This window comes from Serratia sp. CY40230 (assembly GCF_052168835.1).
GTDB classification, from domain to species: domain Bacteria; phylum Pseudomonadota; class Gammaproteobacteria; order Enterobacterales; family Enterobacteriaceae; genus Serratia; species Serratia nematodiphila.
In genome coordinates, this window is the sequence record NZ_JBJNLX010000004.1 from 254,599 (window position 1) to 268,143 (window position 13,545).

14 protein-coding genes are annotated in these 13,545 nt (G+C 61.1%); 4 read left to right on the forward strand and 10 right to left on the reverse strand.

What is annotated here, in order from left to right; genetic code table 11:
• Positions 1-146 precede the first annotated feature (146 nt).
• Positions 147-1,169 carry a LacI family DNA-binding transcriptional regulator gene (locus tag ACJ8IJ_RS15815; protein ID WP_123867872.1) on the forward strand — a complete coding sequence of 341 codons (1,023 nt, stop codon included), beginning with the start codon at positions 147-149 and terminating at the stop codon, positions 1,167-1,169.
• A gap of 24 nt (positions 1,170-1,193) precedes the next feature.
• On the opposite strand, the gene ACJ8IJ_RS15820 is transcribed toward ACJ8IJ_RS15815, so the two are convergent.
• From ACJ8IJ_RS15820 to ACJ8IJ_RS15835, 4 genes are all read right to left on the reverse strand, one after another.
• A complete protein-coding gene (locus tag ACJ8IJ_RS15820) occupies positions 1,194-1,616 on the reverse strand; it encodes a hypothetical protein (RefSeq protein ID WP_048795353.1) in 423 nt (140 codons plus the stop codon).
• 56 nt (positions 1,617-1,672) lie between these two features.
• The gene (gene yjiA, locus ACJ8IJ_RS15825; protein WP_442518797.1) at positions 1,673-2,635 is read right to left on the reverse strand and encodes a GTPase; all 963 of its coding nucleotides are present in this window, start codon (positions 2,633-2,635) and stop codon (positions 1,673-1,675) included.
• Between the two features lie 21 nt (positions 2,636-2,656).
• On the reverse strand, positions 2,657-2,860 hold the full coding sequence (locus ACJ8IJ_RS15830) for a YbdD/YjiX family protein (RefSeq protein ID WP_004953088.1): 204 nt from the start codon (positions 2,858-2,860) through the stop codon (positions 2,657-2,659).
• A 218-nt stretch (positions 2,861-3,078) separates the two neighbouring features.
• Positions 3,079-5,259 (reverse strand): carbon starvation CstA family protein, encoded by a 2,181-nt coding sequence (locus ACJ8IJ_RS15835; RefSeq protein WP_033634224.1) that lies wholly within the window; start codon positions 5,257-5,259, stop codon positions 3,079-3,081.
• Positions 5,260-5,695: 436 nt separating this feature from the next.
• Between ACJ8IJ_RS15835 and sfnG the strand changes: the two genes are divergently transcribed.
• Complete coding sequence (sfnG, locus tag ACJ8IJ_RS15840; RefSeq protein ID WP_049239726.1) at positions 5,696-6,790, forward strand: dimethylsulfone monooxygenase SfnG; 1,095 nt, start codon at positions 5,696-5,698, stop codon at positions 6,788-6,790.
• 2 nt (positions 6,791-6,792) lie between these two features.
• On the opposite strand, the gene ACJ8IJ_RS15845 is transcribed toward sfnG, so the two are convergent.
• The 3 genes from ACJ8IJ_RS15845 to ACJ8IJ_RS15855 are packed head-to-tail and all read right to left on the reverse strand — an operon-like array spanning position 6,793 to position 9,309.
• A complete protein-coding gene (locus tag ACJ8IJ_RS15845; RefSeq protein WP_442518798.1) occupies positions 6,793-7,482 on the reverse strand; it encodes a trehalose-6-phosphate synthase in 690 nt (229 codons plus the stop codon).
• A gap of 13 nt (positions 7,483-7,495) precedes the next feature.
• Positions 7,496-7,900, reverse strand: a complete 405-nt coding sequence (locus tag ACJ8IJ_RS15850) for a GNAT family N-acetyltransferase (protein WP_240652908.1) — start codon at positions 7,898-7,900, stop codon at positions 7,496-7,498.
• Between the two features lie 38 nt (positions 7,901-7,938).
• Positions 7,939-9,309, reverse strand: a complete 1,371-nt coding sequence (locus tag ACJ8IJ_RS15855; RefSeq protein ID WP_442518799.1) for a glutamine synthetase family protein — start codon at positions 9,307-9,309, stop codon at positions 7,939-7,941.
• A gap of 236 nt (positions 9,310-9,545) precedes the next feature.
• On the opposite strand from ACJ8IJ_RS15855, the gene ACJ8IJ_RS15860 reads away from it, so the two are divergent.
• The gene (locus ACJ8IJ_RS15860; RefSeq protein ID WP_025305145.1) at positions 9,546-9,845 is read left to right on the forward strand and encodes a hypothetical protein; all 300 of its coding nucleotides are present in this window, start codon (positions 9,546-9,548) and stop codon (positions 9,843-9,845) included.
• A 425-nt stretch (positions 9,846-10,270) separates the two neighbouring features.
• Here ACJ8IJ_RS15860 and ACJ8IJ_RS15865 read toward each other — a convergent pair whose 3' ends face one another.
• From ACJ8IJ_RS15865 to ACJ8IJ_RS15875, 3 genes are all read right to left on the reverse strand, one after another.
• Positions 10,271-10,666, reverse strand: a complete 396-nt coding sequence (locus ACJ8IJ_RS15865) for a hypothetical protein (protein WP_197753590.1) — start codon at positions 10,664-10,666, stop codon at positions 10,271-10,273.
• Positions 10,666-11,670, reverse strand: coding sequence for a hypothetical protein (locus tag ACJ8IJ_RS15870; RefSeq protein ID WP_197753519.1), 1,005 nt, complete (start codon positions 11,668-11,670; stop codon positions 10,666-10,668). The genes ACJ8IJ_RS15865 and ACJ8IJ_RS15870 overlap by 1 nt, the downstream gene beginning before the upstream one ends.
• A 108-nt stretch (positions 11,671-11,778) precedes the next feature.
• Positions 11,779-12,678 carry a LysR family transcriptional regulator gene (locus ACJ8IJ_RS15875; RefSeq protein WP_265261816.1) on the reverse strand — a complete coding sequence of 300 codons (900 nt, stop codon included), beginning with the start codon at positions 12,676-12,678 and terminating at the stop codon, positions 11,779-11,781.
• Between the two features lie 168 nt (positions 12,679-12,846).
• Here ACJ8IJ_RS15875 and ACJ8IJ_RS15880 point away from each other — a divergent pair, with 168 nt between their 5' ends.
• The gene (locus ACJ8IJ_RS15880) at positions 12,847-13,545 is read left to right on the forward strand and encodes a CoA transferase subunit A (RefSeq protein WP_004933280.1); all 699 of its coding nucleotides are present in this window, start codon (positions 12,847-12,849) and stop codon (positions 13,543-13,545) included.

Sequence of the window (13,545 nt, forward strand, 5' to 3'; positions counted from 1 at the left end):
CAAGAACTATGGTTTTTGGCGTTGCGTTTTCGGGATCTGGATCGTCAGGGGTAAGCGCATACCGCTGTGCGGGGGCGTGAAAACGTTCCAAACATCGGGCGTCTTGGGTAGACTGCGCTGAACCCATGGATTTTGGCGGCGCACAGATGGCAACGATACTCGAGGTGGCGAAAAAGGCCGGCGTTTCAAAGGCGACGGTGTCGCGCGTTTTGTCCGGCAGCGGCTATGTCAGCGAGGAGAAACGCGCATTGGTGGATAAAGCCATCGCGGAAACCGGCTATCGGCCCAACCTGCTGGCGCGCAGCCTGGCGACCAACACCACCCAAACCCTCGGCCTGGTGGTCACCAACACCCTCTACAGCGGCAACTATTTCAGCGAACTGATGGCGCAGTCGGCGCGTATCATGGAGGCGAACGGCCGCCAACTGATCCTGGCGGACGGCAAGCACACCGCGGAAGAGGAGCGGGCCGCCATTCAGTTTTTGCTGGATCTGCGCTGCGACGGGGTGATCATCTATCCGCGTTTTCTGTCGATCGCGGAAATGGACGAGATCGTCTCCCAACACCGCCAGCCGATTCTGGTGATCAACCGGCGGCTGCGGCTGAACGACAGCTACTGCATCTTCAGCGATCAGCACGCCGCCGGCGCGGCGGCGGTGGCGCACCTGATCGCGCGCGGCCATCGCGACATCGCCTTTATCACTGGCTCGCTCGATTCCCCCACCGGGCTGGAGCGGCTTTCCGGCTACAAATCCGCGCTGGCGCAGCAGGGCATCGCGGTTAACGAGGCGTTGATCGTCGAGGGGAAATGGCACGCGCAAAGCGGCGTGGCGGCGGTCGATGCGCTGCTGGCCGGCGGGCAACCGTTCAGCGCCATCGTCGCGGGCAACGACGAAATGGCCATCGGCGCGATGAAGCGGCTGACGGAGCGCGGCGTGGCGGTGCCGGAGGCGGTATCGGTCATCGGCTTCGACGACATCCCGCTGGCGCCCTATACCGTGCCGTCGCTGTCGAGCATGAAGATGCCGGTCACCGAGATGATCCAGGAGACCATCAACCGCCTGCTGTCGATGCTGGACGGCGGCGAGCTGAGCAAGCGCCCCAGCTTCCCGGCCAGCCTGATCGAGCGCGAATCGGTGGCGGCGGGGCCGTATTGGGGAAAGGCATAAGCGCGTACCCGCCTTTTTCAGGCGCTACAACGCTTGAATCCGCCTCTTCGACAAAGCAAAAATCCCCAGCGCGCTGCCCAATGCCAGGGCGCTGGCAAGTGCCGTGGATAGCGCGAACTCGCGCGTGTAGGGCAGCAGCAGGCCAACCGCAGAGATGCTGCCCAACAGCAGGCTAAAGAACAGCGCTTTTTTACGATAGGGCGCCTTTAGGTTGAGATAGGCGGCGACGGCGCAGACGATAAGCGTGCCACCGACGACGACCAACAGCGGCAGGATGATGAGCGCCCCGGCGAGGAGATTGGACAGCCCAACGTCCTCCACGCCGGCGTAAGAGACAATAAGAAACATGATGCCGATGGCTAACACCGTGCTCAGTTTGATGACGATATAGGCGCTCGCGCACAGGTTAAGCGCCTTTAATCCTACTATCATCACGTTGTTTGCCATCGTTAATCCTTGAGTTTGCTGGATATGGGGCGTGTTGGCCTGGGGAATGATTTATCTTATCCCAACCCCCCAATCCTTCCCCGAATCTCCTCCTCCGGCAGATCCACACCAATAAATACCAAGGCGCTCTTGCGCTCTTCCTCCGGCAGCCATTCCCGATCCCAGTCGGCGTTATACAGCCGCTGCACGCCCTGGAACAGCAGGCGGCGCGGCTCGTCTTCGATAGACAGAATGCCTTTGTAGCGCAGCAGGTTGTCGGCGTATTCCAGCAGCAGGCCTTCCATCACCTCGGAGATTTGCATCAGCGGCAGCGGCCGTTCCAGCGTTACCACGATCGAGCGGATGTCGCTCTGCGGCTGCGGGATGCGGCGGAACAGCGGGGCGGGCGGTGTCAGGTTGAGCTTGTCGTTCAGCGTAAAGCCTTCGATGTCGAACAGCACGCTCAGATCGATATCGCCGTGCGTCACCTGGTAGAGCGGCGCGCGGGCGTTCATCCGCTGCAGCCGCTGGATCAGCGCCTCGCAGTCCGGCGCTACGTCGGTTTTGGTCAGCAGGATGCGGTCGGCGTAGCCCACCTGCGCCTGGGCGATGCTGAACTGGCTCAGCTGCTGCTCGGCATGCGCCGCGTCCACCAGGGTGATGATGCCGTCCAGCAGGAAGCGCTCGCACAGGATCTCGTGCGAGAAAAAGGTCTGGGTAATCGGGCCAGGATCGGCCATGCCAGTGCATTCGATGATCAGCCGGTCGAACGCCAGCTGGCCGCTGTCGACGCCATCCAGCAGATCCAGCAGCGCGTCTGCCAGTTCGTTGGACTTGCTACAGCAGATGCAGCCGTTGCTCAACGTGGTGATGCGGCTGGCGCGATCGCCGATCAGTGCGTCGTCGATCGGCACTTCGCCGAACTCGTTCTCGATGACCGCGATTTTATAGCCGTGTTCGGCGTTCAGGATGTGGCGCAGCAGGGTGGTTTTGCCTGCGCCCAAAAAGCCGGTCAGGATGGTGACTGCAATGGGTTTCATACGGATCCTTGTGACTGCGGGTTAACAGCATCGCATGCCGCCTTTGCCGTCGCCGCCGTAGCGCGCTTGCTGGCGCTCGCGGAAAAATTCTTTATAGGTCATCACCGGCTTGTCCGGGTGGTTGTCTTTCATGTGCTGGACGTAGGTATCGTAGTCAGGCACGCCCACCAACATGCGCGCCGCCTGCCCGAGGTACTTCCCCGCCTGGCCGAGATTTCCGAACATAAGCCTTCTCCAACTCTACCCTGCATCACTACAGCGCTTGCTTTAGCCTGATATTAGGGGAAGCCGGGGGATGGGGTTCCCGCAGGGATACTCCACCTCCGGGTCGCCCCGGGTATCTCGATTGCATCGCGCCGCACGCCTGGCATCTTGCGATACGCAGGCCGTGCGGCTTTGGGTACTACTTAACGTTTATTATGCAGGGTATCCGTTAAATCACATCAATGCTGGGTCGAAACTTTGACCTCCCCCTCAGTTACGCCGTCGGCGGGCGCGGCCTGCGGCACCGGCACGTAAGGCGTTTCCTGGTCGGTGCGTTTCGGGTTCTTGTGCGCCGCCATTGCGGTTTTCACCCCATAGAAGATGATGCTGTACACCACCAGCAGGAACAGAATACTCAGCCCGGCGTTGGTGTAGTTGTTCACCACGATGTGGTTCATGTTGGCGATCTGCTGGGCGCTCAGCTCGGCGCCGCCTTCGGCGATCTTGCGTTTGTACTCGCCGGCCAGGAAGAAGAAACCTTCCAGCTGCGGGTTGTCGCTGAACAGCTTCAGGCCCAGCGCGTAGGTGGTGCAGATCAGCAGCCATACCGCCGGCAGCACGGTCACCCAGATGTATTGCGCGCGCTTCATCTTAATCAGCACCACGGTGCCCAGCACCAGCGCCACGGCGGCCAGCATCTGGTTGGAGATGCCGAACAGCGGCCACAGGCTCTTCACGCCGCCGAGCGGATCCACCACGCCCTGATACAGCAGGTAGCCCCACAGCCCGACGCAGCCGGCGGTGCCGACGATGCCGGCCACCAGCGAGTCGGTTTTCTTCAGGAACGGCACGAAGTTGCCCAGCAGATCCTGCAGCATAAAGCGGCCGGAGCGGGTGCCGGCGTCCAGCGCGGTCAGGATGAACAGCGCCTCGAACAGAATGCCGAAGTGGTACCAGAAGCCCATGTTGGCGCCCGGAATGATCTGGTGGAACACGTGGGCGATGCCCACCGCCAGCGTTGGCGCGCCGCCGGCGCGGTTCAGCACCGAAGGTTCGCCGATGTCGGTGGCGGTCTGCAGGATCTGTTCTGGGCTGATGACGAAGCCCCAGGAGCTGACCGCCGCCGCCGCGTGCACGGTCACGTCCTTCAGCGAAGCCATGATCATCGGCGCGTCTTCGGTGCCCAGGCGGTGCAGATCCGGCATGGTGATGCCCAGCGCCGCCGGCGGGGTGTTCATGGCGAAGTACAGGCCCGGCTCGATGATGGACGCCGCCACCAGCGCCATGATGGCGACGAAGGACTCCATCAGCATCGCGCCGTAGCCGATAAAGCGCGCGTCGGTCTCATTGGCCAGCAGCTTCGGCGTGGTGCCAGAGGCGATCAACGCATGGAAGCCGGAGACCGCGCCGCAGGCGATGGTGATGAACAGGAACGGGAACAGGGTGCCTTTCCACACCGGGCCGGTGCCGTCGACGAACTGGGTGACCGCCGGCATTTTCAGCTCAGGGTTGAGGATCACGATGCCGATCGCCAGCCCGACGATCACGCCGATTTTCAGGAAGGTGGCCAGGTAGTCGCGCGGCGCCAGGATCAGCCACACCGGCAGCAGGGCGGAGACAAAGGCGTAGCCGATCAGCGTGAAGGTGATGGTGGTATCTTTAAAGGTCAGCGCCGGGCCCCAGTACGGGTCGTGCGCCACTACGCCGCCGAACCAGATGGCGGCCACCAGCAGCACGATGCCGATGACTGACACTTCACCCACGCGGCCGGGGCGCAGATAGCGCATGTAGATGCCCATAAACAGCGCGATCGGCACGGTGGAGCAGACGGTGAACACGCCCCACGGGCTTTCCGCCAGCGCTTTCACCACGATCAGCGCCAGCACCGCCAGGATGATGATCATGATCAGGAAGCAGCCGAACAGCGCGATGGTGCCCGGTATCGGCCCCATCTCTTTTTTGATGATCTCACCGAGCGAGGCGCCGTTGCGGCGCGAGGAGATGAACAGCACCATAAAGTCCTGCACCGCCCCCGCCAGTACCACGCCGCCCAGCAGCCACAGCGTGCCGGGCAGGTAGCCGACCTGCGCGGCCAGCACCGGCCCCACCAGCGGCCCAGCGCCGGCGATGGCGGCGAAGTGGTGGCCGAACAGCACGTTCTTGTTGGTCGGCACGTAGTTGAGGCCGTCGTTGTTGACCACCGCCGGGGTGGCGCGGCCGGCGTCCAGCTTCATCACCCTGGTGGCGATGTACAGGCTGTAGTAGCGGTAGGCCACCAGATACACCGCCACCGAAGCGACGACGATCCACAGCGCGCTGATGTGTTCGCCGCGGCGCAGCGCCACCACGCCAAGGCAGGCTGCGCCGAGTATCCCCAGCAGCATCCACGGAATGTGCTTTAAAATCCCCTCTCGTTTCATGAGGTATCCTTAATTCCAGTCTGCAAAATATGAATGAACTCATCCGCTTGTAAGAGATGTCAGAGTGGCGCGGTGAGCCGTAGCGTCTTTCCCGAGGTAAGGCGGGTTTAGGAACAGCTCATCATCGCCGGGGGTAAGGGGGGAAGACAGGCGTATTTCGCTCAGCGGTCAGATCCGCCGGGTGAACGGTTGGATTGGCGGGGTAAGCGGTTTGCTGCATAACCAACAGCCGCCCGCCAGCCGCTGTTGCCAATGCAGCACCCGCTTTAACCCGCCGGCTTTAAACCCTCGGTTTATCAGCCGGATGCCTTAACGCGGCGGTTGGCACGCATTCTGCTATCGGATTTATAACCAAAACAAGGTTTTCAATATTTGTAAATCGATAATGGTTATATGTGTGCCGCATCACGGCGCCAACGAGCAGAGGGAGAGAAGCATGTCAGCAGCAAACCACTCGCAGCAGCCTATTCAGTTCGCCTACTGGGTGCCGAACGTCTCCGGCGGTCTGGTGATCAGCAACATCCCGCAGCGCACCGGTTGGGACATCGGCTACAACCGCAAGCTGGCGCAGATTGCCGAGCGCGCCGGTTTCGACTACGCGCTCACCCAGATCCGTTTCACCGCCGGTTACGGCGCCGACAACCAGCACGAGTCGGTGTCGTTTTCGCAGGCGCTGCTGGATTCCACCGAGAAGCTGAAGGTGATCGCCGCGCTGCTGCCGGGGCCGTGGAATCCCACGCTGGCGGCCAAGCAGATCGCCACCATCAGCCACCTTTCGGAGGCGCGCATCGCGGTCAATATCGTCAGCGGCTGGTTCCGCGGCGAGTTCAAGGCCATCGGCGAGCCGTGGCTGGATCACGAAGAGCGCTACCTGCGCTCGGAAGAGTTTATCCGCTGTTTGCGCGGCATCTGGGCCGAGCCCAGCTTCAGCTTCGCCGGCGATTTTTATCGCTATCGCGACTACTCGCTGAAGCCCAAGCCGCTGGATCCGCTGCCGGAGATCTTCCAGGGCGGCAGCTCGCGGGCGGCGCGCGACATGGCGGCGCGAGTCTCGGACTGGTACTTCACCAACGGCAACAGCGTGGAGGGCATTCGCCAGCAGGTGGACGATCTGCAGACCAAGGCCAGGGCCAACCAGCACCGGGTCAAGGTGGGGGTGAACGGCTTCGTCATTGCCCGCGATACCGAGCAGGAAGCGCAGGCGGTGCTGCAGGAGATTATCGATCACGCCAACCCGGAGGCGGTGCAAGGATTCGGCCACGAGGTGAAGAACGCCGGGGCGGCTTCGCCGGAGGGCGAGGGCAACTGGGCCAAATCCTCGTTTGAGGATCTGGTGCAGTACAACGACGGCTTTAAAACCAACCTGATCGGCACGCCGCAACAGATCGCCGAGCGCATCATCGCGCTGAAAGACGCCGGGGTGGATCTGATGCTGTTGGCGTTCCTGCACTTCCAGGAAGAGGTGGCGTTCTTCGGCCGCGAGGTGATCCCGCTGGTGCGCGAACTGGAGCGCCAGCGGGCGGCGGCCTGAGTTCAGTAAACCTGCCTGGCGTTGATGCCGGTGGGGAAAATGCCAGTGGCGAACAGATGCCCGTTGGCCTGGATCTGGTCGTCGGGCAGCATCTCCAGCGGGAACTCGCCTGACAGGCAGCTGAGAAAGGCGTTGCGATCGTCCGTGGTGGTAAAGCCGATCAGATCGTAGAACAGCAGCGAAGCGATCAGCTGGCGATGTTCCGGGATGCGCCGCAGCAGCGCCGCCGATGGGAACGGCAGGTGGAAGAAGAACGCGCAGTCGTTCAGCAGCCCCTGTTCCTTCAGCGCCTGGGCGCAGGGCAGCAGCTGGTAGTCGTCGATACAGACGATGTCGCCCGGGCACAGGTGCTCGCAGGCGATATCGGCGAAACGGCAGTTCAGCTGCCGGTAAGCGCGGTAGTTTTCCGGCGTGAAGTGCGCCTTCTCCGGCTGGTTGTGGAACACCGGCCACAGGCCGTCGTGGTAGTAGCCCTGATAGTGGCGGCGAAACTCCTCGATCGACAGCGGGAAGGTCACCTGATCGTAACCGGCGCGTTGGCGGCAACTGATCGGGCGCTGCGCGAAATTCTGCACGTCGCCGTTCCAGCCGAGCCACAGCCCCGGTTTGGCGTCGGCCGCCAGCGTCCGGCCGGCACAGGCCAGATCCTTGCCGTCGCACTGTTTGTTGGAAATCAGCACCAAACGAGACATCGGGTTCTCCTTATCAGTGCAGGGCGCGCGGGGCGTGCGCCGCGCAGTCGGCGCGCCAGGGCGCTTGCAGCACGGGCAGCGTGACGCGCAGGCCGCGCAATGCCGGATGCGCCAGGCAGCAGCGCGTCAGCCAGCTTCCCAGCCCGACGCCGCGGTATTCGGCGCTGACGAACAGCTCGCTCACCGAGGCGAAGGTGGCGTAATCGGTCACCATACGGGCGAAGCCGAGCTGGTGGCGTTTGCGGTACAGGCCAAAGCACAGGCCGTGGCGCGCCAGGCGCTCCGCCGCCGCCCGATCCGGCAGGCTGAGGAAACGCTGGATCGCCTCGATATCCAATAACTGCCGATCGGTGCTGATATGAAAAACGCCTTTGCGCCAGCAGAGCAGCGGCTGTACGGGGGCCAATTGCGGTTGCATGTTCATGATTATCCTTAGGTTAACGAATCAGTGGATGGTTACAGCATCCAGCCGAGTTCGGCGGCGGTGACCTGTTCCTCGAAGCGGCGCAGTTCGGCGCTTTTGCAGGTGTGCCACAGGGTGCAGAACGCCGGGCCGAGCAGCTCGCGCAGCGGATCGCTGTGGCGGAACAGCGCCAGCGCCTCCTGCTGGCCGAGCGGCAAGGGGGCGGCGTTGTCGCTTTCGCAGCCGTTGGCGGCGGGCGGCAGCGGCAGCGGGTGTTCCAGCCCGTGCAGCAGGCCGCCGAGCATCACCGCCAGCGCCAGATAGGGGTTGGCGTCGGCGCCGGCCAGGCGGTATTCGATGCGCTGATTGGCGCTGTCGGCGCAGGGCAGGCGCAGCGCCACCGTGCGATTGTTGTGGCCCCAGGAGGCGCGCAGCGGCACGTGCATGCCGGGGTGGAAGCGGCGAAACGCGTTGATGTTGGGCGCCAGGATCGCCATCGACGCCGGCATCAGCGCCAGCATGCCCGCCATCGCCTGTTGCATGTTGTCGCTCAGTTCGCCCGGCGCGCCGGTCAGCAGATTCTCGCCGCGCTCGTTCTGCAGGCTGATGTGAAAATGCAGCCCGCTGCCGGCGGCATGGGCACAGGGCTTGGCCATAAAGCAGGCGTGCTGGTGATGTTGCTCGGCAATCTGCCGCGTCAGGCGCTTCAGCGCCATGATCTGGTCGCAGGCTTCCAGCACGCGCCGGCTGTGATGCAGGTTCAGCTCGTACTGGCCGGAGGCGGCTTCAGCCACCACGCCGGTCAGCGGCAGGCTTTGCAGCCGCGCGTGCCGTTCGATGTCGCTCAGCAGCGCATGGTGGCGCTCGGGCGCATCCACCGCGAAGCTCTGCGTCGGGCAGGCTTCCGCCTCGGCGGGGTGCAGCGGATCCTGCAGGTAGAACTCCAGTTCGGCCGCGACCACCGGGAAGCAGTTGCGCTCGTGCAGGCGCTTCAGCACCCGTTGCAGCACCACGCGCGGCTCCAGCTCGCAGGCGCCGCCGTCGGCGTTTTGCATCGTCAGCAGCAGCTGGGCGTGGCGTTCGGGAGCGCGCGCGCAGGGGCGCAGCGTGCCGGGCACCGGCAGGCACAAGCGGTCCGGCTCGCCCGCCCGCTGCCCCAGCCCGCTCTCTTCAATCACCCGGCCGTGCAGATCCAGGGCGTAGATCGACAGCGGGAAGTAGCAGCCTTTTTCCAGGCCAAAGGCTTCGGCGATCGGCAGGCGCTTGCCGCGCAGCTGGCCGTTCAGATCGTGCAGATAAATATCCAGCTGTTCGGTATCCGGATAGCGCTGCAGGTAGTGTTCCAGCTCTTTGCGGAAGGTGCGCGTCGGCGATGCGGGCAGCTCCGCCAGCAGAGGATTGAACCCGATGATATTAGCATGCATGGCGCGCTCCAGAACGAAGACCGGTCACGGACAGAGGCAGGGATAAACGCATGAGACAACTCTCTTGTGAGGCCATAGCGGCGATGTGAAAAGGGTATCTGCGGCGGCAAAAACTGTCTGTAAAAACGCCGTAACGTTAACGGGGCGCGGAATAAAAATGCCGTAAAGAGCGCGGCGGGTTGGCCGGGGCGGCACGGTCTATACTGGCGAGATGGGCCGTAGAAGGAGAGATAACGATGAAGAGAATAGGGCTGCTTATCGCCGCGCTGGCCGCGTTCCACGCCACCGCGTCTTCCCCACAGGCGTGGGCCGAGAGCGAACGGGCGATGCGCGCCGCCTGCCTGAAAGCCAGCGGGCTAAAAAACGCCAGGGTGGAAGGGGAGATTATTCACTACGGTGATGACGTCGGCTATTCGGCGCTGTTTATCGGCGGGCGCTACCCGCAGCCGTTTATGAAAAACCAGCCGGGCAGGGAGCTGTGCTTATATCAGCGCGCCACGCAGAAGGCGGCGGTGCAGGCGGTGGAGGGGGATTAGACCGACTTCAGGAGATAGCTCAGGAGACACATGATGATTAAGAGTGCTCCTTGTAGCATTAATAGTCTGAAATCATTACGGATCCAACTTTGTAGCCTTGGTGATGAAGCTGCTCGAACGAAATCGTAGGTTTTGGGACTTAGCCAAACGTTGCGAGTCAGTTTTAATTTCCGGTTGTTCAAAATCCAGCGAAACCACTGGGCTTTCAGTGAAACACCGATGAAGTTAAGGTTGTCCGCTATCACGACAAAAAGTGGTACGGGGTGTTTACTCACCACATAGTGTTGATAAAAGAGATCAAACTCTTTTTTATGAAGTCGATAGTAAATAAATTGGATAATAGCGAGAAGAAGACATAGAAAGAATAGTAAGACCACTAAGAGTTTTATCTCTTTTGTGTATGGCTCAATATAATTGATCATTTTTTATATATTGATTTTGATGAGATAAATAAAAATACAGCCCACGATGGTAATCATGGCCTCTACGAGCAAAAGTATAAAATCCATCGCCAGCCACTTTTGTAGCTCAGGAGAGGCGGTTTTTTGCACGAAATCGTAGGTTTTCGCATCGAGCCAAACCTGATCCCTTATTTTTATTTTTTTCCTTTTCAGGATCCAAAGAAACCACTGTGCTTTCAATGAGGTTCCAAGCATGCCGAGGCTATCGGCAAAGGCGACGTAGGGCGGAATAAAATGTCCGCTGCCGGCGTAACGCTGATAGAAAGCATCAAACTCTTTTTTATGGCGACGGTAACCAATGAACTGGATGAAGGCGCTTAAAACCAGCAATATCAAACACGATATGACGATAAATTTCATCATTCACCTATCACTAACGTCGTCAAATAATCGGAACCCATGCCACCCAGTGTGGATCCTGCGGCGCCTCCTATAGCGGCTCCAGCGATACCACAAACGATCACACCTGTTCCTGCTGTTGCTGCACCCAACACAATTGAACAAGCTGCAATCGCAAGACCTGCACCTGCATTCCCTGCCCAAATCCCCGCCGCAGTACTTGCCGCAAAATGACTGTATCCCTTCACCGCGATCTTGGCGCACTCCTGTTCGCGACCGGTGGTGCAGGCGTTGTAGACGTCGTTGGTGGTATTCAGCCCACTCAATCCGATGCCGATCCAGCCGCCGGCTTTCATAAACTTGGCCGCCCGGCTGGCGCTGTCGACGTAGTTCGAATAACCCTTGATGGCGCCGACGCCGGCGGTGCTCCATTCATGCACCAGCGATTTACTGGAGAGCCCTAGCGCGTGTTTGATTTGCGCATACTCTTTCATATTGAGTTGAGCACGAGTAAGGCGATTCAGTAACGGTTTTAATGTACCGAACAGCCGCGCTCGTTCCACCTGAAATTGGGTGCCAATCAACGCGCCACTCGTGCGGAACTGATTTTGGTAGGTTTTTTCAATCTCGACCAGGATATTTTTGATCTGGCTGAAGTAGCGTTCTCCAGCATCCGAAGCCAGCCCGACGATCGTTTCCCCATAGCTGGTGAAGGCGGCGATAGCGGCGTAATTGCGGTGCAAGAAGGTGGAGAAATCGCTGTCACCGGCTTTCACCGCTTTGCTGGTGCGGCTCTTGGCCTGCATCAGGGCGGCGATCTGCGTAGATTGATTATGATTGCGCGGATCGGCGACGATCAGCATTTGCCCCGGTTGAACCAGCGGCGTATCGGCATTGAGCTGCATAAAAAAGCGTGCCGCTTCCGATGGCTTGCCACCGAACAGGTAGTTGGCGTGGAAGGCGAGCGGGCCGGTTTGTTGGGCGATGCAATAGCCCGGTGCGATGCTGCTGGACTTTTGTTCCATGTCGAAAAGCCTCCTTATTTTTAGGAAACTTAACATTTTCTACAGGGTGGTAACAGGTTCTGGCTCACGCTCTCGATCGGAGAATCATCTGAAAATGCTGGTGCCGCCTTACCCGCCACTCTCCGCCATCTCCCGTTCGATTACCGTCGCCAGCGCCTGCGCGGCGGAAGAGAGCTGATGCTGCGCCAGGCGGATCAGGCCCACGCGCCGTTCGATGATCGGGCCGATCAGCGGCACGCAGACCGCCCCCAGCTCATCCATCTGTCGCTCGCACAGCGCCGGCACCGCGCTGGCGCCGAGGCCGTTGGCCACCATGCGCCCGACCGTCACCAGCTGGTGGCTCTCAAACGCCACCTCCAGCGTTCGCCCGCTGCGGGCCAGCTCCTGCTCCAGCAGCAGCCGCACCGCCGATGGCCGCTGCAGGGTGATGAAATCCAGCGTCAACAGCTCCTTCCAGCTCACCTGCGCCTTGCGCGCCAGCGCCGAATCCTTCGGCACCACCGCCAGAAAGCGATCGCGGCACAGCGGGGTGAAGTGCAGGGTGTCGCTCGGCTCCGGCTCGAAGGCGATGCCCATCTCCACCCGGCCTTCGCGGATCATTTCAAACACCTGCTCGTTGATGACGTCGTGCACCGCCACGTTGATGCCGGCGTAACGATCGCGAAACGCCTTGAGGATCGGCGGCAGCGGGTTGCCGGCGAACGACGGCATGGCGGCGATCGCCACCTTGCCCATCTGCAGGGTGAAGCGCTGACGCATCGCCTCTTCCGCGTTGTCCCAATCCGCCAGCAGCTGGCGCGCCATCGGGAAGAAGGTTTCTCCTTCCGGCGTCAGCGTCACCCGGCGGGTGGTGCGCAGCAGCAGCGGCCCGCCCAGCGCGTCTTCCAGCCCTCGGATCGCCAGGCTGAGCGCCGGCTGAGAAATATTCAGCCGCTCGCTGGCCTGGGCGAAATTCAGAGTGTGAGCTACCGCTAAAAACGCGCGTAACTGTTTGATGCTCATTTTCATTTTGGTTGGTGTTAACTCTTTGTTAATTGTCGGTTAACGAGTAATTAATAAAAATTCTAAATGAATACGGCATAAAAACAAAATTAACAAATCATTTTTGTGACCTGAAGATGCCCTCACGCAAGCCAGGGCATTTCGCCCTGCGCCGCAACATGCAGGGGCAACGATATGGCAGGGCTCGACAAACGCGTCGGCAGCTACCAGGAAGCGCTGGCAGGCCTGACGGACAACATGACGGTGCTGGCGGGCGGCTTTGGCCTGTGCGGCATCCCGGAAAACCTGATCGAAGAGATCCGCCGGCGCGGCGTGCGCGGCTTGACGGTGGTTTCCAACAACTGCGGCGTCGACGGGTTCGGCCTCGGGCGGCTGCTGGAAACCCATCAGATCCGCAAGGTGGTGGGATCTTACGTCGGTGAAAACGCGCTGTTCGAACAGCAGGCGCTCAGCGGCGAGCTGGAGGTGGATCTCACGCCGCAGGGCACGCTGGCGGAGAAGATCCGCGCCGGCGGCGCCGGCATCCCGGCGTTCTTCACCGCCACCGGTTACGGCACGCCGATCGCCGAAGGCAAAGAGGTACGCGAGTTCAACGGCCGCCCCTACATCATGGAAACCGCCATCACCGGCGATTTCGCCATCGTGAAAGGCTGGAAGGCCGATCACTTCGGCAACGTCATCTACCGCCACACCGCGCAGAACTTCAATCCGCTGATGGCGACCGCCGGGCGCATCACGGTGGTGGAAGTGGAAGAGATCGTCGCGCCGGGCGAGCTGGATCCGGCGGCGATCCACACTCCCGGCATTTATGTCGATCGGCTGATCCAGGGCACTTTCGAAAAGCGTATCGAACAACGCACCCTGCGGGCATAA